This window comes from Streptomyces sp. NPDC107517 (assembly GCF_055582645.1).
In genome coordinates this window covers 25,276-49,814 of the sequence record NZ_JBVJPM010000008.1, presented here as the reverse complement: position 1 = coordinate 49,814, position 24,539 = coordinate 25,276, and the positions used below count along the sequence as shown (strand labels likewise).

Below are 24,539 nucleotides of genomic sequence, written 5' to 3'. Positions count from 1 at the left end.
AATCACCGTGCAGCGCTGGCGTGGCTTGGAGGACATCCCCCAGGACTGGGGGCGCAGCGTCGTCACCATCGGCTCCTACGACGGAGTGCACCGCGGCCATCAGTTGATCATCGGCCGGGCCGTCGAACGGGCCCGTGAGCTCGGTGTGCCCGCCGTCGTGGTCACCTTCGACCCGCACCCCAGCGAGGTCGTGCGCCCCGGCAGCCACCCTCCGCTGCTCGCCCCGCACCACCGGCGGGCGGAGCTGATGGCCGAGCTCGGCGTCGACGCCCTGCTGATCCTTCCGTTCACCACCGAGTTCTCGAAGCTGTCGCCGGCCGAGTTCGTCGCGAAGGTCCTGGTCGACAAGCTGCACGCGCGCCTCGTCGTCGAAGGACCGAACTTCCGCTTCGGCCACCGCGCCGCGGGCAATGTCGCGTTCCTCGCCGAGCAGGGGACGACGTACGACTTCGAGGTCGAGGTCGTCGATCTGTACGTGAGCGGCTCGGCGGGCGGCGGCGAGCCCTTCTCGTCCACGCTGACCCGGCGGCTCGTCGCCGAGGGCGACATGGAGGGCGCGCGCGAGATCCTCGGCCGCCCGCACCGCGTCGAGGGCGTGGTCGTGCGCGGCGCCCAGCGCGGCCGCGAGCTGGGCTTCCCGACCGCCAACGTCGAGACGCTCCCGCACACCGCGATCCCGGCGGACGGCGTCTACGCGGGCTGGCTGCACGTGGGGGACGAGGCGATGCCCGCCGCGATCTCCGTGGGCACCAACCCGCAGTTCGACGGCACCGAGCGCACGGTCGAGGCCTACGCCATCGACCGCGTGGACCTCGACCTGTACGGGCTGCACGTCGCCGTCGACTTCCTCGCCTATGTGCGCGGCATGGCGAAGTTCGACTCGATCGAGTCGCTCCTCGTCGCCATCGCGGACGACGTGAAGCGGTCGCGGGAATTGCTCGAAGCCTACGAAGGGGAGTAGGCGGAGCGTGACCAGGGGTCCGGGGGCGCTTCCCTGGACCCCCGGACCTCAGACGCCGGACGAGCTGGATCGGCCGGACGCGCCGGCTTTCGCGGACGCCCAGTGGCAGGCCACCTGGGTCGTGCTCGCGCCCGACAAGACCGGCAGGTCCTCCCCGCGGCAGCGGTTCGCCACGCCCGACCGTTCCGCCTCGCCCGACGCCAGGATCTGGCAGCGGGCGTGGAAGCGGCAGCCGGACGGGATGCGCGAGGGGTCCGGCGGTTCGCCCGTCAGGACGACCGGATCACCCGGCGCTTCCGGCAGAACCGACAACAGGGCCTGTGTGTACGGGTGTTGAGGCGCCGTCAGGACCTCCTCCACCGTTCCCGTCTCCACGATCCGGCCCAGGTACATCACCGCCACCCGGTCCGCGATGTTCCAGGCGAGACCCAGGTCGTGCGTCACCACGAGGGCGGACAGGCCCAGTTCGTCGCGCAGCCTGAGCAGCAGCGCGAGGATCTCGCCGCGCACCGACGCGTCGAGGGAGGCCACGGGCTCGTCCGCGACGATCAGTTCGGGATCGAGGACGAGCGCGCCCGCGATCACGACACGCTGCCGCTGGCCGCCCGACAGCTCGTGCGGGTAGCGCAGGAAGAAGCGCTCCGGGGGGCGCAGGCCGGCTCGCGACAGGGCGTTCGCCACCGCCTCGCGCTCGTCGCCCGCGTACCCGTGGATGCGCAGGCCCTCGGCCACCGCGTCGTACACCGTGTGCCGCGGGTTCAGCGAACCGCTGGGGTCCTGGAGGACCAGCTGCACGCGCTTGCGGTACGCCTTGAGGGCGCGTGAGGAGTAGTCGAGGGGCTTCCCGTCGAACGTGACCCGGCCGGACGTCGGGGGCACCAGGCCGAGCAGGGAGCGGGCGAGCGTCGTCTTGCCGCAGCCCGACTCGCCCACCAGCGCCACGATCTCGCCGGGCGCGATGTCGAGGTCGACACCGTCCACGGCCCGCGCGGGGTCCGCGCCACGGCGGCCGGGGAAGGTGACGTGCAGCGCGCCGGCCGTGAGCAGGGGAGACGTACTGGTCATGCTGTGGTGCTCCTTGCCTCGGCGCCGGCGGCGTCGTCCGGATCGGTGGCGCCGCCCACGTGCACACAGGCCGCCAGCCGGGCCGTGCCCGCGTCCCGCAGCTCCTGGTCCTCACTGATGCAGCTGTCGAGCGCCACCGGGCAGCGCGGGTGGAACGTGCAGCCCGTGGGCAGGGCCGACGGGTCGGGCGGGTCGCCGGGCAGACCGCGCGGCGCGAACCGGGACGCGCTGTCGCCGATCCGCGGGAACGCCGCCGACAGGGCCTTCCCGTAGGGGTGTTGCGCGTTCTCGTAGACCTCGGAGGCGGGGCCCTCCTCGACGACGCGGCCCGCGTACATCACCGCGAGGCGGTCGCAGGTGTCCGAGAGGACGGCGAGGTCGTGGCTGATCATGACGAGGCCGAGGTCCTGGTCGGAGACGAGCTGCTCGATCAGGCGGAGGATCTGCGCCTGGATCATCACGTCGAGGGCCGTCGTCGGCTCGTCCGCGATGATCAGGCCCGGGTCGCAGGCGAGCGCCATCGCGATCATCACGCGCTGGCGCTGGCCGCCGGACAGCTCGTGCGGATACCCGTCCGCGCGGGCGGCGGGCAGGCCGACGTGCTCCAGGAGCTCCGCGACCTTCTTCTTCGCGCCCGCCGGGGTCGCCTTCTTGTGCAGCAGGATCGGCTCGGCGATCTGGTCACCGATGCGGTGCACGGCGTTGAGCGAGTGCATCGCGCCTTGGAAGACGATCGAGGCACCGGCCCAGCGCACGGCCCTGACCTGGCCCCACTTCATCGACAGGACGTCCTCGCCGTTCAGCAGGATCTCGCCGGAGACCTTCGTGCCGGCCGGCAGGAGACGCAGCAGCGCGAGAGCGAGCGTCGACTTGCCGCAGCCGGACTCGCCGGCGATGCCGAGCTTCTGGCCCGCGTCGACACTGAGGTTCACACCGCGGACGGCCCGGGCCCCGCCCGCGTACGTCACTTCGAGGTTTCTGACGTCGAGAAGGCTCACCTGGCCACCCCCAGCTTCGGATTGAGGACGGCTTCGACGGCACGGCCGCACAGCGTGAACGCGAGCGCGACCAGGGCGATGGCCAGTCCGGGAGGCGCGAGGTACCACCAGTCGCCCGCGCTGACCGCGCCCGCCTCGCGCGCGTCCTGGAGCATGCCGCCCCAGGACGTGATCGTCGGGTCGCCGAGGCCGAGGAACGCGAGTGTGGCCTCGGTGAGGATCGCGCCGGAGATGACGAGGGTGGTCTGCGCGAGGACGAGCGGCATCACGTTCGGCAGGACGTGGCGCAGCATGATGTGCCCGTGCCCGCCGCCGAGCGCGCGGGCCCGTTCGATGTACGGCCGTGACTCCACGGCGAGCGTCTGGGCGCGGACGAGGCGGGCCGTCGTCGGCCAGGTCGTCACGCCGATCGCCAGGATGACCGTCCAGATGGAGCGGGACATCACGGTGGCGAGCGCGATCGCGAGGACCAGGGTCGGCATCACCAGGAACCAGTCGGTGACGCGCATCAGGACCGTCGAGTACCAGCCGCGGAAGTGGCCGGCGACGATGCCGACGACCGTGCCGATCGCCACGCACAGGAACGCGGCGAGCAGGCCCACGGTGAGGGACACGCGCGCCCCCCACACCAGCAGAGCGAGCACACTGCGGCCGAACTGGTCGGTGCCGAGCGGGAATTCAGCACTGGGAGCTTCGAGTGCGCCGCCGGGCGCGTCGGTGACGCTCTGTGCGTCCGCGCCGACCAGCAGGGGCGCGCAGATCGCGATGAGCGCGATGAGGACCAGCCCGGCGAGACCCCACAGCCCGCTCCGGTGGGTGCGGTACTCGCGCCAGAAGCGGGCGGCGGAGCGGCGCTTTCGGGCCCGCGCCAGGGCCCGCGCGTTCTTCTCGGCCGGCGGCGGGAGCTGCGCGGTGTCGAGATCGGTGTTCATATCGGCAGTCATCGGCCCACCCGGGGATCGAGCAGCGGATACAGCACGTCGGCGAGGGTGTTCGCCAGGATCACCGCGGTGGCGAAGACGAAGAACAGCCCTTGGACGAGCGGCAGGTCGGGCACGCTGAGTGCCGAGTAGAACAGGCCGCCGAGGCCGGGCCAGGAGAAGACCGTCTCGACGAGGATCTGACCGGCCACGACATGCCCGAGGTTCACGAACATCAGCGTGAACGTGGGCAGCATCGCGTTCGGGACGGCGTGCTTGCGGCGTACGACGTCGTCGCGCAGGCCCTTCGCGCGCGCCGTCGTCAGATAGTCGCTGCCCATCTCGTCGAGCAGCGAGGAGCGCATCACGAGGAGCGTCTGCGCGTAGCCGACCGCCACCAGCGTGACCACCGGCAGGACCAGATGGTGCGCGACGTCCATGACGTACGCGAACCCGCTCTCGCCGCCCGACTCCAGACCGCCCGTCGGGAACAGACCCGGGATCGGGCCGAGCCCCACCGAGAACACGATGATGAGGAGCAGACCGAGCCAGAACGACGGGACCGAGTAGAGCGTGAGGGCGAACGCGGTGTTGAAGCGGTCGCTGCGCGATCCGTTGCGCCAGGCGGTGCGCGTGCCGAGCCAGATGCCGAGCGCCGTGTAGAGGACGTACGCCGTGCCGGTCAGGAGCAGCGTCGCCGGGAGCGCCTCGGTGATCTTGTCGATGACCGGGGTGTGGAACTGGTACGACGTGCCGAAGTCGCCGGTCAGCGCGTCGCCGATGTAGTTGGTGAACTGCTGCCACATCGGCAGGTCGAGGCCGAACTGGTGGCGGAGGTTGTCGAGCTGCTGCGCCGAGACGCGGCGGCCGCCGGTCATCTGTTTCACCGGATCGCTGGGGATCAGGCGGAACAGGAAGAAGCTGGTGACCAGGACCGCGAAGAGCGAGACGACCGCCCCCGCGATCTTGCCCGCCACGTACTGGAGATAGGCCTTGGTGGTGCGCGCACGTGGACCACGGGCCGCCGACGGCCCGGCTTGTGCCGGGCCGTCGGTGTCCGCACTCTGCACGAGCGCCGGAGTGCTCTCTGCTGTCATGTGGAACTCTCGTTACTCGTGCGGTACTTGCGACGCCCTGCGGACTGACGTGACGCGTTTTTCCGGGCCGGGTGCTGCTACTCGCGGTCGTCCGCCGAGGTGCGGCGGCGCCGCGCGAGGAGGAGCCCACCGCCGCCGAGAATGACGACGGCCGCGACGATACCGATGATCACGCCGCTCGAGCCGGAACCGCTTCCGCTGTTCTTCGCGTCGCTCGTGCCGCCCGCCGGAACGGCCGACCACCAGCTCCAGTACCCGTCCTGGCCGTAGATGTTGCCGGCCTCGGTGGGCATGGTCTGGATCGACTTGATCTGGTCGGTGCGGTACGCCTCGACGGCGTTCGGGTACGCGATGACGTTCATGTACCCGGAGTCGTACAGCCAGGACTCCATCTGCTTGACGATGTCCGCGCGCTTGGCCGGGTCGTACTCGGCGAGCTGCTTCTTGTACAGGCCGTCGTACGTCTTGTCGCAGATGAAGTTGTCCGTCTGGGCGCTCTCCTTGGCCTTGACGGGCAGGGCGGCGCAGGTGTGGATGCCGAGGACGAAGTCCGGGTCGGGGTTGACCGACCAGCCGTCGAACGCGAGGTCGTACTCACCCGCGTACCAGGGCACCGAGACGTCGTCGAGGCAGTCGACCTTCAGGCCGATACCGAGCTTGCCCCACCACTCCTTGAGGTACTTGCCGATCGCCTTGTCGTTCGGGTCCGTGGCGTGGCACAGGATGCGGAAGTTGAGCGGCTTGCCGTCCTTGCCGACGCGCTCGCTGCCCTTCATCTTGTAACCGGCCTCGTCGAGCAGCTTGCCCGCCTTGTCGGGGTCGTACCCGAGGGCCTGGCTGCCGGACGGCTTCCAGAAGTAGTCACCGAAGCGCGGCGGGATGTAGCCCTGGCCCTCGATGGCGTGGCCCTGGAACACCTTGTCGACGATCGTCTTGCGGTCGATCGACAGGAACAGCGCCTGGCGCACCTTCTGGTCGAGAAGGGCCTTGTTGCCGTTGCCGAACTTCTTGTGGTCCCTGGTCTGCGCGCCCGGGTTCGTGGCGAGCGCGAAGAAACGGCGGCCGGGGCCCTCGTTGACCTTGATGTTCTGCTCGCCCTTGAGCGACGCCGCCTGAGCGGGCGTCAGGGCGGGGGAGCCGGCCACGAAGGAGACCTCGCCCTTGCGCAGGGCGGCGACCGCGGCGTCCTGGTCCTTGTACGTCTTGAAGACGACCTCGTCGAACTTGGGCGCGCCGCGCCAGAAGTTCTTGTTGGCCTTGAGCTTCACGTACTGGTCGACCTTGTAGTCGGTCAGCACGAACGGGCCGTTGCCGACGACCGGGAAGGTCTTGTCGTTGTTGAACTTCGAGAAGTCCTTGACGTTCTTCCAGATGTGCTCAGGCACGATCGGGACGTCGAGCGCGGCCATCGTGGCCTGCGGCTTCTTCAGCTGGATGACCAGCTGGGTGGCGCTGGGAGCGGTGACCTTCTTGAAGTTGGAGACGAAGCTGCCGTTCGCGGTCGCGGCGCCGTCGTCCGTCATCATCTTGTTGAAGGTGAAGGCGGCGTCGGCGGCGGTGGCCTGCTTGCCGTCGGACCACTTCGAGTCGGACCTGATGGTGTAGGTCCAGGTGAGCTTGTCCGCGGACGGCTTCCATTCGGTGGCGAAGGCCGGGACGGCGTGGTTGTCCTTGGGGTCGTAGTTGGTCAGGTACTCGTACATCATCCGGTGGATGGTCGTACTGACCAGTCGCTGGGCGAGGAACGGGCTCAGCGAGTCGACGCTCTGGGCGAGGGCGACGGTGAGGACCTTCTTGCCGCTGTCGGCGGCCTTGGCCTCTTGGGGTGCGGGGTTGAGCGGCGTGGCGAGGCCGGCCGTCAGGGTGAACGCCGCGGCGCCGGCGGCCAGGAGGACCCGCAGGGTCCGGCGGGGCGCGCGCCGTGGGGAACGGGAGAAGAGCGGAGCGTGTGCTCTCTGGGGCTGATCTTTTGTGTCCATGGGTCGGTGACCTCGCGTCGTTGCTCACGCAGGAGTGGCAGGTTGATCATGGGACGCCAGCTGGTTGATGTGTGTGTCTATCAGCGGCAGTCTGCGCACGTCAACGACGCATGAACCCCATGTGGCCTGCGGAAATAACGAGTTGACCCGAATTTCACGCACATTGGTCAAGACCTCTGATGCCTTGCAGGTCAGGGCATGATGCCCGTACCGCACAACTATGCCTGTCCGGTGGTTGTTTGAGGGGTTTTCGGCAGACGCGGCAAAGGCCCGCACCGTGGTGTCGGTGCGGGCCTTCTGTCTGCCCTGGAGGCCGGGATTCGGCGTTGTTACTGCTGAGGCGGCTGGGGCTGTGCGGTGTACGGGGGGAGGGGGTGGCCGCTCTGACCGGGGGCGGCCTGGCCGGGGGCGGGCGGCTGACCGGGTGCCGGCTGGCCCGGCGCGGAGGGCTGCTGCTGCCACATCTGCGGAGGGCCGGGCTGGCTCGGCTGACCCGGCTGCTGGGGCTGGCCGGGGGCGCCGGCCTGGGCCTGGCCGGGCTGCTGCGGATACGGCTGACCGGGGTACGGCTGGCCCGGGAACTGCTGCCCCGGCGCGGGCGGCTGGGGCGCGCCCGGCTGACCCGGATACGGCTGGCCCGGGTACGGCTGCTGCGCGGGGTACGGCTGCTGCTGGTGACCCGGCACCGGGGGAGCCATGGTGGGCGGCGGGTTGCCGTCCGACGTCCACAGGCCCTGCTGCTGCTGAGCCCGCGGGAAGTCCTCCGCGACCATCGCCGAGAGGTTGAAGTACGCCTCGCGCACCTTGGGCCGCATCATGTCGAGGTCGACCTCGGCGCCGGCCGCCAGGTGCTCGTCGAACGGCACCACGACGACGCCGCGGCACCGCGTCTCGAAGTGCGACACGATGTCGTCCACCTTGATCATCTTGCCGGTCTCGCGGACCCCGGAGATGACCGTGATGGAACGCGACACCAGATCCGCGTACCCGTGCGCCGACAGCCAGTCGAGCGTCGTACTGGCGCTGCTCGCGCCGTCGACGGACGGCGTCGAGATGATGATCAACTGGTCGGCGAGGTCGAGGACGCCGCGCATCGCGGAGTACAGCAGGCCGGTGCCGGAGTCGGTCAGGATGATCGGGTACTGCTTGCCGAGCACGTCGATCGCGCTGCGGTAGTCCGCGTCGTTGAACGTCGTCGAGACCGCCGGGTCCACGTCGTTCGCGATGATCTCCAGGCCGGACGGCGCCTGCGAGGTGAACCGGCGGATGTCCATGTACGAGTTGAGGTGCGGGATCGCCTGCACCAGGTCTCGGATGGTGGCGCCGGTCTCACGGCGCACACGGCGGCCGAGCGTGCCGGCGTCCGGGTTGGCGTCGATGGCGAGGATCTTGTCCTGGCGCTCCGTGGCGAGCGTCGAACCGAGCGCGGTCGTCGTGGTCGTCTTGCCCACGCCGCCCTTGAGGCTGATGACGGCGATCCGGTAGCAGGACAGAACCGGCGTGCGGATCAGGTCCAGCTTCCGCTGCCGCTCCGCCTCCTCCTTCTTGCCGCCGAGCTTGAAGCGCGAGTTGGCGCCGCCGGGGCGGGTGCTCTTCGCCTTCTGCCTCTTGTTGCTGAGCAGCCGGTCGGCCGACAGCTCCACGGCCGCCGTGTAGCCGAGCGGCGCACCGCCGACGTTCGTGGGCGTGCGCTGGTCGTGCTGGATGGGCTGCGGCCAGGCGCCACTGGCCCGCGGGTCGGCGGGCGGCACCTGTCCCGGGAGCGGCTGGCCGGGCTGGCCCTGGAACTGCTGATCGGGCTGCGGCAGGCCGGGGTGGCCTTCAGGGTGCGGGGCCGGGGCCGGGGCCTGCGGCGCGGGCGGCTGCGGGTGCGGCTGCTGTCCGACGGGGGGCTGAGGGCCGGGCTGCTGCGTGTGCGGTGCCGGCGGCTGCTGAGGGTGCTGCTGCGCCGGGAGGTGCGGGGCCGGGTGTCCCGGAGCCGGGGCTCCGGGCTGCGGCTGCGGGAACCCGTAGCCCGCGCCGGGCTGGGGCTGCTGCGGGAATCCGTAACCGCCTTGCGGGGCGGGCTGGTTGGGCGTGCCGGGCTGGGGCTGCTGCGGGAACCCGTAACCGCCCTGAGGGGCAGGCTGGTTCGGTGCGCCCGCCGCGGGCGGCGTCTGCTGCGGGAATCCGTAGCCCTGCTGCTGCTCCGGTGCCGCAGGCGCGGGCTGCTGAGGGTCGCCGGGGGCCGCTTGCTGCGGGAAGCCGTAACCACCCTGCGGCGCGGGCGGGGTGTTCTGCGCGGGCCAGGCCGGCGGGGCGGGCGCGCCCTGGGCCGGAACCGGTGCGCCGGGCTGCGGCTGCTGCTGCGCGGGCCACTGCGGGGCCGCGGTGGGGGCGGCGGGCTGGAACGCCGGGGGGAGCGGCGGAATACCTTCCTGCGGCACGGGCGGCGGGGCCCAGGCGGCGGGGGCGTTCTGCGCGTCGGCCGGTGTGTTTGCGCCGGCGTCGGTGCCGGTGTTCGCGCCTGCGTCGGCCGGTGCTCCGGTGGGAGGGGTTTCGGAGCCGCTGTCGCCCGAGTCGTCCGAGCCGGTCGACCCCTCCGCCTCGGACGCGTCGTCAGAAGCGGCCCCGGCGTCGGTGCCGTCGGCCGAGGCCTGAGCGGTGCTGGCGTCGGCGTCCCCGTCGTCCGCAGCGTCCCCGGAGGGCCCGGCGGCGGCGACCACGGCGAAGTCACCGGAGTCGTCGTTCTCGCCGTCAGCACCCGCCTGCGCGTCGGCGGGCGCGGCGTCCCCGCCCTGCTCCTCGGTCGTATGCTCGGCCTTCTGCTCACCCTGCGCGGCCAGCTCGGCGAACTCCCGCTTCAGCGCGGCCGCGGAGAACCGCATCGTCGCGCCGCTCTCCAGATCCCCGTTCCCGGAACCCGCGTCCGGCTCGGCGGCCGAAGCGGCGGGCGTGTACGGCGTGTAGGGCGCGGGCGGCGCCTGGGGCGCCACGGGCGCGGGCGCAGGAGCCGGGGCCGGAGGCACCGGCGGCGGAGGCGTGGCGGGGGTGGCCGAGGGGGTCTCGCCCGTGCCCGACGACGCGTTCTGCGTGTACCAGGCCGGTGGGGCGTAGTCGATGGTGAACTCGCCCGTCGTCTCAGTGGCGGACTCCGCGTCGGAGTGATCATCGACGGGTGTGTCCCAACCCCCGCGGATCTCGTCCCGATCGCTGTTCACAATGCCTCCTGGTGTGGTCGAGCACCCTCGTGCCGTGGTGGGGGGCGACCGTTCCTGTCGTCCGATCCGCCGCGCTCTTCCCCTGGGACGCGTACGAGCCGTTCGTGGGTTCACGCGCGCGTCCTTGTCCCAGCCTAATCACCAAAACCACGTGCACGGCAGGCCCGTCCGTCCCCCCGGCGCCGTCCGACGGGTCACACCCGGCCAACAAGTGATGCCCAAGCGATACGGAAGTGACGAACACCCCTCGATCCGCCACGCGCAAACTGCCCGAATAAGCCGCAAAGGGGAACGAGTTCGATCGCCGGACCACTCCGTGGCAGGCTCCAGGTCGGCCTCAGTCCATCCGGCGTGCGTTACCCAACAATCCGGTCTCGGCGTCCGTCGCCCGGGTCATCACGTACTGCCGGTCGCGGTCGGTGCACCACAGAGTGACGCCGTCCGCGAGCGTCGGCAGGGACTCCCACTCGCCGTGGGGCAGTCCGATGACGCGGCCGATCTCCGCCGCCTCGTCCGGCGAGACGCGCTGGACCCCGACGAGCCGCGCCTGACGCATCAACCGGGGCGCCACCGGGCTCAGATAGGGCAGCAGCGTCAGCACGGACTGCCACGGCGCGGATGCCACGCGCCCGCGCGGCGGACGCATACCGCAGTCCCGCACCACGAGCACCGGGCCACCGGCGGACGCGCCCTGCGGCGGAACCCGCCCGACGTCGTGCACCGTCATCCCGGACTGGCCGCCACCGACCGCCTGCACCAACTGCGCCCAGGCCTGCGCCCGCCCGGTCTCCACCGCGACCCGCGCGCCGGTCGCCGCGGCCCGCAGCGCGAGCACCTGGGCCGTCCACAGGCCGCCGATGAGCACCATGTCGTACGGCGTCGGCCGGTTCACCCCGAGCACGGCGGGCTGGCCGTCGGCGTCGACGCCGACAACGACACCGTCGTCCCCGATGGGCAGCGCGAGGGTGTCCAACTGTTCGACGGAGAGCGTGTGGCGCTGGTGGCGCGGCCCGAAGAGTCCGAACCCGGTACGGGAGCGGTCGGCGGCCGGCGCGGGAGCCCCGCCCGGATTGCCGATCCCGTTCGCGTTCCCATTGCCGTTCCAGGAATTTCCGTCCCAGGATCCTGTCCCGGCCGGGGGAGATGACGTCATGGCCATCAGCGCGCACCTCCGAGGGGCAACGTGGCGAGAACTCCGGGCAGTTGTTCGCGGTCGAGCCGGACGAGACCCGTCTTGGCCTGCCGGGCCGCGGTCTCCAGGGACCGCCGCGCCGTGGTCAGCTCGCTCTCGCTGCGTCCCGTGATCCGCATGTGGCCGCAGAGCTGGATGTCCCGCTGGTCACCGCGGGACAGCGTGAGGCTGAACGTCGTGGCCAGCGCGGGCACCGTGGTCAAGAGCGCGACCAACTGGTGCAGAGCGGGCCCGGATCCGCCGAGCTGCGGCCAGCGCCGCACCCAGTACGTGGTGTGTCTGCGGTTGTCGCAGCGCCAGCTGCGGCCGGACTCCTCGGTCCTGCGCTGCGGCAGCTCGCTCCGTCCGGCCTGCGCCGTCACCATCGGGTTGGCGCACGCGGACGTGGCGACGGCGGCTGTGAGCTCCTCCTCCGTCAGCACACTGGCGCGGAAGCCCGCACCGGTCAGCCGGCTCGCCAGATGCTGGGCCGCGCGGGCCACGCACTTCTGCGCTCCCACAGTGCCGCCGCCGCGCGCGGCCACGGCTTCCGGGCACAGCTCCGGGTCGAGCTTCAGGGCGATCCACGTGATGCGGACGGCGGGGGAGCCGGTCTGGGCCTGCAGCGGCGCGTAGTTGCTCACCGCCACGGACTGCTGCGGCAGGTGCAGGGCGGGCGCGGGCTGCGTGTGCAGCACGATCTGCGCCGATTCGAGCCGGATCCCGTCGACATCGAGGGCGTCCCGCACGATTCCTATGGGCAGCGGCCGCCGGGAGCGCTCCGCCCGCAGGGCGGTGGCGTCCGACTCGACCTGGAGCACGGCCGTCAGGAAGCCGCCGTCGCCGACGATGCCGATGGGCCGCTGGTCGCGGTCGTCACCGCGGCTGTAGCTGTACGTCCGCAGCGACGGGTCGCACTCGACGGCGGGCGCGAGGCCCGGCTCGGTGCCGGGCGGGACCGGCGTGCTCGCCGCACGGCGCTTGCGCGCACGCAGCGCCAGGACGGTGCCGAGCCACTCGGGCAGCGACCGCCCCCGGCGGCGTACGAGGGCGAACAGGACGAGGATCACGGCGACGACACCCGCGGGCACCAGCGCCAGCTTGTCGACGACCGCGGCGGCGGCGACCAGCGCGGCGGCGACCTCGATCATCACCATCTGCTGGAGCCGGAACGACCCGGCCCGTCCGGAACGCGACTTCAGATGAAGTGAGACCGGACCGGCGGGCGTCGCCGGAGAGCCGGCCCCACCGCCCGACCGAGCCCCCGGCGCACCGTCTCCAGGCCCCGGCCGACCGTCCGACCGCGACCGGGATTGCGACCGTGACCGGGTCCGCGTTGCGGAAGCCATCACTCCAAACCCCCCGAACTCTCCCGAAAATCCCTGACGTACAGGGCCTTTGAAGGCCCCAGCACCCTACCCGTCCCACACGCACAAGCACGCAACAGGCATAGTAGGGGCCGGGTCTGACAACGGAGGGCGGGGGACGCAGGTACCCCCGAGCGCTGCACGGGGAGAAGCGGACACAGATGGCATCACGGCGGGACGAACTCAACGCCTACACCTTCGCGAAGCGTCGTACGCTCGCGTCCTTCCTTCAGCCCTCACCCTCCGGTTCGGAGGAAGGGGCACCGAAGCCGCTGCGTGCGGTGATGCCGGGCGTCATCGTCGGCGTCGTCGTCCTGGCGGTCTTCGGGGCGTGGGGGATGTTCAAGCCGACAGCGCCGCCCAACTGGGATGAAACGGCGAAGAACGTGATTGTCGCGGACAAGTCGACGACGCGTTACGTGGTCCTGAAGACGAACGGCAAGGCCCAGCTGCACCCTGTCCTCAACATGGCGTCGGCCAAGCTCCTCGTGGCGCCGAGCGACAACCCCATCGTGACGGTGTCGGAGAAGGTCCTCGACAGCGGCAAGATCCCGCACGGCGCCACGATCGGCATCCCGTACGCCCCCGACCGCCTGCCGCCGGACTCCGAGGCGGAGTCAGCCAAGCGCTGGGCCGTCTGCGAGCGCCCGGGCGAAGGCGGCCGCGCCATCCAGAAAGCGGCGTTCGTCCTCGCGAAGCGGGACGAGTCGAAGACCGAGGGACACGACGCGAAGCTGCGCGGCGGCGATCTGATGTACGTCGTCGGCCCGGACAAGGCCAAGACGGAGTACGTCGTCGACGCGGGCGGAACCGCCTACCGCATCGCCGCCCAGGGGGACGACAGCGAACAACTCCTGCGCGCCCTCGGCATCAACCAGGCGAACCAGGAACCGGAGCGCGTCTCCAGGAACTGGCTGGACACGCTCCACAAGGGCACGGCGATCTCCTTCCCGACGTTGCCGGGCAAGGCCGGTGACCCCGCCGGCCTGAACAGCACGCTGCTGGACGACGCGGCGAACAAGGTCGGCATGGTCCTCAAGACGCCGGACCAGTTCTACGTCGTTCTGCCCGGCAAGGTCGCCCCGATCACCGACTTCACCGCGCACCTGCTCCTGGGCTCCCCCGACCTGGTGTCCCTGGGACAGCAGGGCGAGGCGCTCAAGGTGAGCCCTGGTGCCGTCGCCGCCAGCCGGCCCTTCGGACCCGCCAACTGGCCGAAGTACGAGCCGAAGACGGTCAACGAGGCCACCACGACGGCGGGCAGCCGCAACACCGTCTGCAACGTGCTGAACAAGGTCGACCCCGACAACGGCCGCACCACCCTGAGCACATGGGCGGGCACCAAGTTCCCCGCGCCCCTTCCCACCGGCTCCTCCAGCGCCTACGTCACCGCCGGATCGGGCCAGCTCTACCGCCAGTTCCAGGGCACCGAGACAGCCGCGGGCCCCGTCTTCCTGGTCACCGACACCGGCCTTCGTTACGCGATGCAGTCCAACAGCGACAGCGGTGCGGACGACGCGGGCATCGGCGCCACGGAGAAGCAGCAGAAGGAGCAGCGGCAGGAGGCCAAGCTGGCGGTGACCAGCCTCGGCTACGACAAGGTCGACCCGGCGCCGATCCCGTACGCCTGGTCGCAGTTCCTGCCCACGGGCCCGCGCCTGTCCACGACTGCGGCCCGCCAGCCGCAGGGCTCCTAGGGCGGGGGACACGATGGCGTACGCATCCGGGGAATCCGCAGCCGCAGCCACATGGGCGCGCAGGGCGGCGCTGGCCGCCGCGCTGACGGTGACCGTGACGACCACCGCGCTCCTGCCCGCGGGACCCGCGACCGCCGACGGTGAACAGTGCACCTTCGGCCCGAAGAACCCGAAGTACGCGGGCCGTCCATGGTCGCTCCAGCGCGTCCTCCTGGACGACCTGTGGAGCGAGACCAAGGGCAAGGGGGTCAGGGTCGCCGTCATCGACACGGGCGTCGACGTCAAGAACCCGCAGCTCGCCCATGCCGTGGACGCGTCCAAGGGCAAGAACCTGCTGCCCAAGAACCTCAAGGACGACGACGGCAACAAGATCGAGCGCGGCAAGGAGAACGGCACCACCGACACCGTGGGCCACGGCACGCGCGTCGCCGGCATCATCGCCGCGCGCCCGGCCGGTCACACCGGCTTCGTCGGCCTGGCCCCCGAGGCCACCATCATCCCGATCCAGCAGAACGACGCGGAGGGCCACGGCACGGCCGAGACCCTCGCGACGGCCATCCTGGACGCGAAGGCCGCGGGCGCCCAGGTCATCAACATCTCCCAGGACACGGCGGACGCGGTCAAACCCGCCCCGGTGCTGCAGGACGCGGTCGACGCGGCGCTCGCCGCCAAGATCGTGGTCGTCGCCTCGGCGGGCAACGACGGCCTGGACGGCAAGGTCAAGGAGACGTACCCGGCCTCGTTCCCCGGCGTCCTGGCGGTCGCGGCCTCGGACCGGAACAACGAACGCGCCTCGTTCTCCCAGTCGGGCGACTTCGTGGGCGTGGCCGCGCCGGGCGTGGACATGGTCTCCACGGTCCCCGGTGGCGGCCACTGTTCGGACAACGGCACCAGCTTCTCCGCCCCGTACGTGGCGGGAGTCGCGGCCCTCGTCAAGGCGAAGCACCCCGACTGGACGGCGGCCGAGGTCGTCGCCCAGATCGAACAGACCGCGGAACGCTCGACCTCGGGCCACGACCGCCTGGTCGGCTGGGGCGTCGTCGACCCCGTCCGCGCGGTCACGGAGGACCCGGACCACCCGATCGAGTCCCCGTCCCCCGAAGAGGGGGTCACCCGCGCGGAGGCTCCTACGGCGGCGAAACTCCACTTCGGCGAGACGGCGGAACAGCGCAACACCCGCCTGGCCACATACACGGTCGTCGGCACGGCGGTGCTGGTGGCGGGCCTGGGCGGGGCGGCCGTCGCGGTACGGGACGCGCGGCGGCGGGGCCGGAAGGTGGCGGGCGGGGCGTGAGAGCGATGGTCGCGCTCAGCTTCGGCATCGCCGCCCTGCTGTTGGTGGCCGCCTGTGTCAAGGCGGATCGCGTACGCGGCTGGCGCCACAGCCTCAACGCGTCAGCGCCCGATCTCCCCGACGCCGCGTTCGTCGTGGGCCGCGTGATCTTCCTCGTCCTGGCCTGCGTCATGATGTTCGAGGGGTTCAACCTGCTGAGGGTTTCCGCCGACTCGGGCTGGAGCGACGATGAACTGACCAGCGCGGTACGCCAGGCCACGGACGACCTGGACGGCTGGATGTACCGAGACGACGGACTCACCACCGACTCCGCCTACTTCGACGACTACGAGTCCCTGCTCGAGGAAAAGGTGGTCCAGTACGGCGGCGGGGGAGCACCCCAGTCAGGCGTGGACGCCGGCCCGGCCGCCACGAACACGGACACCGACGCGTACTTCACGGTGCAGGCGGACGGCGCGGACGCTGCCTTCTGCACACACGTCGAACGCGCCCGGCGCGCGAAGGACGACTACACGCCACCGGGCATCGACGGCGGCGAGGGAACATTCACCGAACGCGCGTACCGCCTGACGGTGACATCCCAGCAGGGCACGTGCTGAGGCGTCAGGCCCTGCCGTAACCCTCCCCCTGGGCAACGGAGTTCGCGTACTCCTTCTCGGCGCTGGAAGGGGTCGTGAGGTGGAGTGGTGAAGGGGCGGTGAGGGGAGCGCGTCGAGGCGCGTTTCCGCTGGTAGCGTGCCATTGCCCGGTGCTGTCGGGTGTGCGTGCAGGCGGAGTTGAGAAGGGGGAGCCGCCGTGGTTGCGGATCTCGGAGTCGGCCCAGGCGTCTTGAAGCAGGGCGCGAAGGACATGGTGGAAATCCTCAAACCGGTCAAGAAGGTGGACCTTGGGGACGCAGCGGATCTGTCCACCAAGATGGGGAACGACGACGTGGCCGCGTCCCTGGTGACGTTCTGCGCGACGTGGGAGTCGGGGGGAGCACTCCTCGCCGACTGCGCGGCGACTCTGGCAGACGGACTGGAAGCGGCCAACGGCAACTACGAGGACACGGATGAGGCCATCCGTGACGCCGTGAAGTCCGTCAAGACCGCGCTTGCCTGACGGTGTTGATCCAGCCGATCCAGCACTGACACAGACTCAAGAACAAGAACAGAACAGGGATTTCGCACTCAATGGCAGCGACGCTCGGGTCGACTGACGACCCGAAGGATCTCGTCCCGGGGGAAGCCGGCAAGCTCGGCGACATCGAGACCGCCTTCAACAGCTGGTCGGACAAGTTCGAGAAGATCGGCGACGGCTTGCGCGACCTGCGCATCAAGGGCTGGGTCGGTCAGGCCAGCGAGGCCTTCTGGCCCACCCTGGGCAAGGAAAAGACCAACTGGTACTTCGCGAGCGACGCGATGTCGGGGGCTGCCAAGGCCGTCCACTCGTACTCCTCCATGTTGACCTGGGCGCAGGGGCAGGCCGGAACCGCGATCGACAAGTGGAAGGCCGGGGACCACGAGGGCGCCGAAACCCTCCTGAAGGGTGCGCAGAAGCAGCTCAAGGAAGAGGCCGAGAAGCTCACCAAAAAGCTCCACGACCTCGCGGGCGACTCCAAGGACAGCCCTGACTGGCTCACCGCGATCCGAAGTGGCGTGGACGCCCAGAAGTGGTTGGAGGACCACGGCGTCGGCAAGAGCGCCATCGCGCCCGATGCGTGGCAAAGGGAGAACAAGCGGTGGTTCGGCACCCGGGAAAACCCACGCCACAGGGAGAGGGAGTGGGGTAAGGGCGAGGACGGCAAGTGGTACTTCCGGGAGAAGACTGATGCGGCCGGCGCCGACGAGGAAGGCACACCGCCCAAAAAGGCCGAGGTGAGTATCAAAATCGCCGAGTGGTCGGGCAAGGCCAGCGTATGGTCGGACGGCATCGACGGCGACGGGAAATGGGGCGACGCCAAGTACAAGTACGCCGCAGGTGCCCAGGCCCTGGGCGTAGACGGTTCGGCCGGTCTGAGTGTCACCGACGGACGGTTCAAGGCAGGTGTCTCGGGAACGGCGTATCTCGCCCAGGCGTCCGCGAATGGCAGCCTGGAGTACGGCGTCGCCGCAGTCCAGGGTGAAGCGAAGGCATTCGTAGGTGCCGATGCGTCGGCGAACGTCTCCGTCGGCAAGGACGGAGTGCACGGCGGCGCCGAGGCGTTCGCCGGAGCCAAAGCGACAGGATCCGCCTCTGCCGACGTTGCCGGTGTCGGCGCTGGTGTGAACGGCGAGGCCTGGGCAGGCGTGGGAGCCGAAGCACATGGCGATCTGGGCATGAAGGACGGCAAGTTCACCATCGGCGGCGACGTCGGAGTGGGTTTGGGTCTTGGCGGCAAGGTCGGATTCAATGTCACCGTTGATACCGGCAAGCTGACCGGCGCGCTCAGCGATGGTGCCGACGCCGTGGGCGATGCATGGGACAGCACAGTCGGCAGCTGGCTCTAGCCCGAGCCGAAGTTCACTGAAGGATTGGATCCACCATGGCAGCCACGTTGCCGGTCAAGATTTCCTTTTCGCTGCCGGACGGCTGGCAGGCGGCGCCGCCGGACGAGGTCGGAGCGCCGAACGTCGCGTTCGTCGCGCTCCACGCGGCCTCCGTCGACGGCGGATTCACAGCGAATATCACCATCTCCGGCGAGATGCGCAACGATGGCGCCACCATCTCGCAGATCGCCGATGAGTCGCTGCCCCGGCTTGAGCAGGGCGGGCCCGTGCGCGTCCTCAAGAAGACCGAGATCGGAACGCCGGACCTCCCCGGGCTCACGGACTCTCCGGGAATCGTGCAGAACCTCGTGCTCTCGACCACGCTGCGCGGGGAGCCTATCGAGCTGTGCCAGAGCCAGGTGTACCTCGGCATGGAGGACGTGCGGAACCCGGCTCAGCGCGCGGTGATCGAAATCGTTCTCACCGCGACGCAGAATCAACTCGGTCAAGTCATCGAGGACTACAAGGAATTCCTGCGAACCGTGCGGCAGGCCGATGACTCCGCCGGCGAGGCCAGCTAGCCGTCGACACACGCAAAACGCCCCTTGGCCCGGTGCATTCTCGATCCGGGGCAAGGGGCGCTTCGCTTTTTCTCAGGCGGCGGATGTCCATGCCTGCGCGGGAATGCGTTCCACAACGTCGCACAGGTAGTTCAACCGGTCCTCGATGTCTTGCGGAGTCATGGTGCCGGTGTACCACGTGAACACTTCGTCGTCGCGCACTCGGAGCGGGTTCTTCTCGGCACGCTGGTCCGTGAGGAAAAAGGCCCTCACGTCATCAGTCAGGACGTTCCGGACGAAAGCTTCGTCATGCCTGTCAACTCGGAACTTCTTGTCGAATTCCGGAACATCGAGCAGTTTCCTGGGACCCCGCCCCAGCACACCGTCCAGCTTGCTCGGCGGCTCCATATGCATGTATGCCCCCTGGCCCGGCGCCGAGACGAGGAACACCGACTCGTACGTGAGCTTCCTGGTCCCGGACTGGGTGGTGGGCGACAAGGGATTCGTGTAGCGGTACTCGAAGCATTTGAAGGAGCGGCCGCGGAACTCCCCTGTGATGTAGTGCCACGCGCTCAGGTTCGAGCCCTTGCCCGGCATAGGGCCCACACCGCAATACTCGGTGGCCCGTCCGCGCGCGCGCCGCTCATACGTCCAGCCGCGCGCAGCGGCGACCCCTTCGAGGTTCGCCCAACCTTCATTGATCCGGTCGACCTCTCGACTGTTGCGCATGAACGCTCTGATGACGAGCGTGAACATTCCCGCAATGAACGCGAAGAAGAGGATCTTCACCAGGATCTGAAGCAGCTGTTCCATGAGGCGAGATTATTGCGGACACCCTGTGCTCCTGTGAACCGAGGTTGGCCTGGTGACCGCAGCCGCCGATCGCGCGAGTGAAGATCGTTTGCTGGTGAGGCGAAGGGTCCGTGGAGTGTTCTGATTTGCCCGGATATCAGAAATGTGCCCCAAGTAGGCGTCTCCTGTGCGCCATATGCTGGAACGCCGAAGGGGGCGGTCTGCCCTGCCCTTTTCGGTTTTCTGTGACCTGCTTCTCCAGCCACCGGAACGGACCCCTCATGATCAAGTCCCGCCTCTCCGCCGCAACGTGGGCCCTGTCGGCCGCAGCCGCAGGAGTGCTCCTCGTCGGCTGCTCGGGGTCGGTGAGTGCGGGCAAGTCCGACCCGAAGGTGTCCAAGGGCAAGCTGGCCGACACGGTCGCCGAAAAGCTCGCCGCCACCACGGGCCAGCCGAAGCCGGACGTCACGTGCCCCGAGGACCTCGTCGGGAAGGTCGGCAACACCGGCCGCTGCACGCTCACGGCGAGCGACGGCAGCACGCTGGGCGTGACGGTCAAGGTCTCCTCGGTCGACGGAGACAACGTCAACTTCGACATCAAGGCCGACGAGACGCCTTCCCCGGCCGCGAGCTGACTCTTTCGACTCCACCGCGCCTCTCGCGAGGCGATCGGACCGTTTGTTGGGCCGGTCTCGATGCCTGCTCTTCCCCTCCTGTGACGATGGCGAAGGTTTCATGGAGGCCTACTCGCCGGGTCGGCAAGCGCCCCCCAGGTATTCCCTCCGGACGCCGGGCTGCTGAGTCTTCCCGGGGCCTTGTCGGCGGCCACGCACCTGTAGGTGAGCCGCCGTCAGGGGCTCGGGAGAGCCTGGCGCTGCCGATCACTCCTCCGGCCCGCACTACGGTCTGCGAGGGGCTCCGCCCCGCACCGCGTGCCGAATGGTCGAGGTCCAGTACGCCTGGGCCGCCCCATCTGCGTCGACTGACGGCCGGCCGCCTCAGTCTCGAGTTGCTCCTCCTCGTCCCACGCCACGAGTGAGCCCCCGCGCGTGCGCGCCTGTTGCCGCTGATCCCGCGCGTGCCCGCCTGTTACCGCCGACGGGCGGCAACCATCCGGTCAAGTTCGCAACTCGACCGCGAAGAGCGGCCGTTCGGGCCGACGCCCGAGATGCTGGCAAGTGAAGGTCTTGTGGACGACATGAGTTGTAGGCGTGTGTCCGTAATGGAGAGTCTTGTGGGTTCGGTCCCCTTCCGCTTGAATTCGATCTCCTCCGGCTCTTCGGCAATTCCGTGATCGCGATTTCGACGGCGTACACGCCACCGAGAGTTGTGGAGATTTTTACCCGTCGCCATCTCCGCCCGTGCAACTCTTCTGTAGGAAGCTCGACCCGCACATTGATCCGTTGGTACGGAGCCTTGTCCTTCCGAGCCGGCGGGCGCCGGGTTACGGGGGAAGAGGTCAGGGCATGGCTTGGGACGAATGGGAGCAGTTGAAGTCCGACGCTGCCGCCCGTCAGAGCGAGAAGATGCAGCTCAATCAGCTGGCCCCGGAACCCGGCGGCGGTGGCTCCGCGGGCGGCGCCGACCTGGTGGTCAACCAGGACGATCTCGGCGCCGTGGGGCATGAGGCCTTCATCCTCCACGACCATCTGCACTCGCAGGCCGACATCGCGGGCGCCGGCGCCGACAAGCAGGGCTCGGGATCCACGATGCAGGCCGCGACGGCCCTCAAGGTCAGCAACTTCGAGATGGGCTCGGCCCTCGAGACGACCGTCAGCGTCTGGACGACCCAGGTCAAAACGGTCCTTCAGGCCTGCGCCCACATCTCCAACCACCTGGACTACAGCAAGAAGCTGCACGCTCAGGACGACGCGACCATCGCGGTCGACCTCCACCAGCGAGACGGCTCGGCCGTGCCCGTGTCCCGGCTGAACGACCTGCTCAAGTAGGAGGGGCAGGCCATGACGCTCAAGTACACAGACCTGGCCGAGGTCGACCTCGCGAAGCTCGGCGCGTCCGTCGCCGACTGGAAAGCGGCCGTCGATCACCTCAAGACCCTGGCGGAGAACGCCAGGACGGGAATGCAGGCGAAATCGGACGGGGCCCGATGGGCCGGCCAGAACGCCGACGTGGTGCGCGTGCTCATCGGCAAGACCACCAAGGAATTCGAGGACCTGCACGGCGAGGCCAACAGCATCTTCCAAGTGCTCGACGACGCCCACCAGGAGCTGACACAGCTCCAGCGCAGCACGAAGACGCTCGTCTCCGAGGCCATCGGCAAGGGATACCGCGTATTCGACAACGGCGACACCAGCGTCTCCGTCATCGAATACGTCGGACCCGGCGAGCCCCCCAAGGGCGTCCCGGAAAAGGAACTCCAGCACTACGCCGACCAGATCACGGCCAACGTCGGCCGCGCCAACGACATCGACCAGTCGGTCAAGCTTGCACTCACCCGCAGCCACGGAAACGACCCGAACAACGCAGGTCACAAGGAATACGGATCACTCAACGACGCCCAGGTCGAGCGCGCGCTCGAACTCGCCAAAAAGGGCCACAATATGAGTGACGTCGAACTCCGCGAATTCAACCGCATCATGAAGTTCAACGGCGGCGAGAAGGACGGCCAGTTCGCCACCGGGTTCTACAAGGGCCTCGGCGGTCCCGAGAAGGCGCTCGAGTTCTACGCGGACATCACGACGGACGGCACGGAGAAGGACGCGGGCAAGGTCCGTCTCGACGCCGTCAAGGACTTCCAGCAGGTGATGGGTCCGGCCCTGGCCAACGCCACGGACCCGGACACGAAGAACCACCTCCCCGCCGGCTGGGGCGACGAGTTCCGCAGGCTCGGCACGCAGCAGATCTCCTGGATGCCGCACCAGATGACGAAGCCTTACGGCTATCAGGTGCTCGGTGGCCTGATGCGGTACGGAAACTACGACCCGTCCTTCATCAACCCCATCGCCGAACACCTCACGCAACTCCACCAGGAAGACCCGGACAAGCTCCTCACCCACGTGGGCCACGGGCAGGGTGACGGCTACGGATTCAATCCGTCGCGAAAGCTCGGCTCCGGCGAGGACCCGCTGAACAGCGTCCTCGAAGCCCTCGGCCACAGCCCGGAGGCCTCGGAGAAGTTCTTCACCGACCCTCCCACCGCGTACAACGAGGACGGGACGGTGAAGCAGGACGGAAAGCTGGGCTTCAAGTCCTACCTGGACGTCTTCACCGACAAGGACTTCCTGTGGAACGCCGACTCGAACGACGCATACCTCTACGGCAACGAGGACGCGCTGCGGGCCGCGCGCAACGTCGGCCCCGAAGCGCTCGGCCACGCCCTGGAATCCGCCACGACGGGACGGCCGTACGACAGTGACGACATGGGCGACGCCGTGCGGCACACGCCGGAACGCGCCGGACTCGTGCACGACATCGTCGACAAGTTCGGCAGCGACCCCGAACTGCTCAAACACAACGGCGACTCGGGCGAGAGCGGCCCGCTGTACGCCATGAAGGACAGCCTCGGCGACATCACCTCCGAGTACATGGGTGACTTCCAGCAGGCCATGTACGAGGAGAACGCCGGCAGCGACATGTTCCCGACGTTCGGCTCGGCCGCGGGCCTCGACCCCGGGCACGCCCAGAAGTTCCTCAGCGAAGTGGGCCAGGACCCGCATGCGTACTCGGCCATCACCGCCGCGCAGCAGGCGTACACGGCGGACGTGGTGAACGGTGTCGTCAACGACCCCACCACGTCGACGACGTCGATGGACGGCCGCGTGCGCGACGCGGTGGCGCCGGGAGCGGCCATCGCGGGCATCATGAGCGATTCGCGCGCGGACGCCATCTACCAGTACCACGCGGCGTCCGACGCGGATTTCAACGAGGCCGCCGCCGACAAGGCGAAGTGGGTGAACCGCATCCTGGGGATGGGCGTCGACAAGGCGGCCGAGCACGTTCCGATCCTGGGCGCGCCCATCGGGTGGGCGTCGGAGGACATCCAGGAGAGCGTCATGAAGAGCATCGAACAGGACACGACGACGGAAGCGGAGCACCAGGCCGGAGGCGAGTACTCGCACGGCCGCTCGGAGGCGATCCGCTCGGCCCAGGACGCCGTCGACAACGCCGTGCGCCACAACCCGAAAATCGACCTGCAGACAGCGGACGACCTGCAGCGCGCCGCACGCACCGCAGCCGGCATCAGCCATTCGGACGGAGCACAGTGGAACTCGGAAAGCCATCACTGAGGCCGGCGCGCGGGGCGCGGCTCCTGCCTCTGGCCGCCGTCACCGCCGTGCTGACGGCGGCGGCAGCGGGATGCGGAGACTCGGCCGAGCGCGAGTACGCCGTGCCGTCCTCGCTGTGCGGCATTCACCTCAAGGCGGCAACGCTCACGCCGTTGCTGCCGCCCGGGAAGCACATCGCCGTGAAGCCGGACAATCCCGTCCCCGACGCCATCACGACCTGTGAGGTCGCCGTGGACAAGAAGGTCGTGCTGTCCGTCGAACGCGAGCGTCGCGAACCGGGCGCGGCGGCGCGAGACATCGCCGTGGACCAACTCTCCGCCCACGACCCGAAATCCGCGGAGGCCCGCACGATCGCGTACACGGACTCGGCCGCCGTATCGATCACCGGGTGCACCGCCCAGGACGTGGTCAAGGAGGACATCTCCACGGTCATCAGGGTCTTCGAACCGGGACACAAGGACGAATCGGCCCTCAAGAACTTGATCACGGAATACACGGAGTCGCTGAAGAGGTCTTCGCCTTGCGAAGTGAAATCGGGCTGAATTGTTGAACGCCGTATTTCCTGCCTCCCCCGTAGTCACGACGGTGAAGATTTCATGGAGGAATGTTCGCCTCCCGGAGGGTGCGCCGGGCTCCCGCGCGGGCAGTGCCTGCGCGCGAGTGTCACGACTTCGACCGGGCATCGAGCGCGCGTCGGCGAGATGAGAAGATTGCACCGAAAGCGCGATACGGGAAGGGCGTTTC

At 69.3% G+C, this 24,539-nt stretch carries 20 protein-coding genes; 11 read left to right on the top strand and 9 right to left on the bottom strand.

Annotated features, from left to right (window positions below; genetic code table 11):
* Positions 1-7: 7 nt before the first annotated feature.
* Entirely contained in the window at positions 8-961 is a 954-nt protein-coding gene (locus tag ACZ67T_RS19865) for a bifunctional riboflavin kinase/FAD synthetase (protein WP_469985602.1), read from the top strand.
* Positions 962-1,009: 48 nt separating this feature from the next.
* Here the strand turns inward: ACZ67T_RS19865 and ACZ67T_RS19860 are convergent, their stop codons facing one another.
* The 8 genes from ACZ67T_RS19860 to eccE all read right to left on the bottom strand — a co-directional run bounded on the left by ACZ67T_RS19860 (position 1,010) and on the right by eccE (position 12,740).
* Positions 1,010-2,026, bottom strand: a complete 1,017-nt coding sequence (locus ACZ67T_RS19860) for an oligopeptide/dipeptide ABC transporter ATP-binding protein (RefSeq protein ID WP_469985600.1) — start codon at positions 2,024-2,026, stop codon at positions 1,010-1,012.
* A complete protein-coding gene (locus tag ACZ67T_RS19855) occupies positions 2,023-3,024 on the bottom strand; it encodes an ABC transporter ATP-binding protein (RefSeq protein ID WP_469985599.1) in 1,002 nt (333 codons plus the stop codon). The genes ACZ67T_RS19860 and ACZ67T_RS19855 overlap by 4 nt, the downstream gene beginning before the upstream one ends.
* A complete protein-coding gene (locus ACZ67T_RS19850) occupies positions 3,021-3,956 on the bottom strand; it encodes an ABC transporter permease (protein ID WP_469985923.1) in 936 nt (311 codons plus the stop codon). Before ACZ67T_RS19850 ends, ACZ67T_RS19855 begins: the two co-directional genes overlap by 4 nt.
* A gap of 8 nt (positions 3,957-3,964) precedes the next feature.
* Entirely contained in the window at positions 3,965-5,041 is a 1,077-nt protein-coding gene (locus tag ACZ67T_RS19845; protein WP_469985597.1) for an ABC transporter permease, read from the bottom strand.
* 77 nt (positions 5,042-5,118) lie between these two features.
* Positions 5,119-7,020 carry an ABC transporter substrate-binding protein gene (locus ACZ67T_RS19840; protein WP_469985595.1) on the bottom strand — a complete coding sequence of 634 codons (1,902 nt, stop codon included), beginning with the start codon at positions 7,018-7,020 and terminating at the stop codon, positions 5,119-5,121.
* 329 nt (positions 7,021-7,349) lie between these two features.
* Positions 7,350-10,220 (bottom strand): SCO5717 family growth-regulating ATPase, encoded by a 2,871-nt coding sequence (locus ACZ67T_RS19835; RefSeq protein WP_469985593.1) that lies wholly within the window; start codon positions 10,218-10,220, stop codon positions 7,350-7,352.
* A gap of 337 nt (positions 10,221-10,557) precedes the next feature.
* Entirely contained in the window at positions 10,558-11,379 is an 822-nt protein-coding gene (locus ACZ67T_RS19830; RefSeq protein WP_469985591.1) for a hypothetical protein, read from the bottom strand.
* Positions 11,379-12,740: a type VII secretion protein EccE gene (gene eccE, locus ACZ67T_RS19825; protein ID WP_469985589.1), complete on the bottom strand. Its 1,362-nt coding sequence runs from the start codon at positions 12,738-12,740 to the stop codon at positions 11,379-11,381. Before eccE ends, ACZ67T_RS19830 begins: the two co-directional genes overlap by 1 nt.
* 179 nt (positions 12,741-12,919) lie before the next feature.
* Here eccE and eccB point away from each other — a divergent pair, with 179 nt between their 5' ends.
* From eccB to ACZ67T_RS19795, 6 genes are all read left to right on the top strand, one after another.
* On the top strand, positions 12,920-14,455 hold the full coding sequence (eccB, locus tag ACZ67T_RS19820; RefSeq protein WP_469985588.1) for a type VII secretion protein EccB: 1,536 nt from the start codon (positions 12,920-12,922) through the stop codon (positions 14,453-14,455).
* A 13-nt stretch (positions 14,456-14,468) separates the two neighbouring features.
* On the top strand, positions 14,469-15,749 hold the full coding sequence (mycP, locus tag ACZ67T_RS19815; RefSeq protein ID WP_469985586.1) for a type VII secretion-associated serine protease mycosin: 1,281 nt from the start codon (positions 14,469-14,471) through the stop codon (positions 15,747-15,749).
* Entirely contained in the window at positions 15,746-16,348 is a 603-nt protein-coding gene (locus tag ACZ67T_RS19810) for a hypothetical protein (protein WP_469985584.1), read from the top strand. Before mycP ends, ACZ67T_RS19810 begins: the two co-directional genes overlap by 4 nt.
* Positions 16,349-16,544: 196 nt before the next feature.
* Complete coding sequence (locus ACZ67T_RS19805) at positions 16,545-16,850, top strand: hypothetical protein (protein ID WP_469985583.1); 306 nt, start codon at positions 16,545-16,547, stop codon at positions 16,848-16,850.
* A 71-nt stretch (positions 16,851-16,921) separates the two neighbouring features.
* Positions 16,922-18,217 carry a putative T7SS-secreted protein gene (locus ACZ67T_RS19800; RefSeq protein ID WP_469985582.1) on the top strand — a complete coding sequence of 432 codons (1,296 nt, stop codon included), beginning with the start codon at positions 16,922-16,924 and terminating at the stop codon, positions 18,215-18,217.
* Positions 18,218-18,252: 35 nt separating this feature from the next.
* Positions 18,253-18,777: a hypothetical protein gene (locus ACZ67T_RS19795; protein ID WP_469985580.1), complete on the top strand. Its 525-nt coding sequence runs from the start codon at positions 18,253-18,255 to the stop codon at positions 18,775-18,777.
* Positions 18,778-18,849: 72 nt separating this feature from the next.
* Here ACZ67T_RS19795 and ACZ67T_RS19790 read toward each other — a convergent pair whose 3' ends face one another.
* On the bottom strand, positions 18,850-19,569 hold the full coding sequence (locus ACZ67T_RS19790; RefSeq protein ID WP_469985579.1) for a hypothetical protein: 720 nt from the start codon (positions 19,567-19,569) through the stop codon (positions 18,850-18,852).
* 260 nt (positions 19,570-19,829) lie between these two features.
* On the opposite strand from ACZ67T_RS19790, the gene ACZ67T_RS19785 reads away from it, so the two are divergent.
* The 4 genes from ACZ67T_RS19785 (at position 19,830) to ACZ67T_RS19770 (ending at position 24,337) form a co-directional block, all read left to right on the top strand.
* On the top strand, positions 19,830-20,183 hold the full coding sequence (locus ACZ67T_RS19785) for a DUF4333 domain-containing protein (protein ID WP_469985578.1): 354 nt from the start codon (positions 19,830-19,832) through the stop codon (positions 20,181-20,183).
* A gap of 831 nt (positions 20,184-21,014) precedes the next feature.
* Positions 21,015-21,497, top strand: coding sequence for a hypothetical protein (locus ACZ67T_RS19780; protein WP_469985577.1), 483 nt, complete (start codon positions 21,015-21,017; stop codon positions 21,495-21,497).
* 12 nt (positions 21,498-21,509) lie between these two features.
* Positions 21,510-23,795, top strand: coding sequence for a hypothetical protein (locus ACZ67T_RS19775; protein WP_469985576.1), 2,286 nt, complete (start codon positions 21,510-21,512; stop codon positions 23,793-23,795).
* Positions 23,771-24,337 (top strand): hypothetical protein, encoded by a 567-nt coding sequence (locus tag ACZ67T_RS19770; protein WP_469985574.1) that lies wholly within the window; start codon positions 23,771-23,773, stop codon positions 24,335-24,337. The genes ACZ67T_RS19775 and ACZ67T_RS19770 overlap by 25 nt, the downstream gene beginning before the upstream one ends.
* The last annotated feature ends 202 nt before the right edge of the window (positions 24,338-24,539 follow it).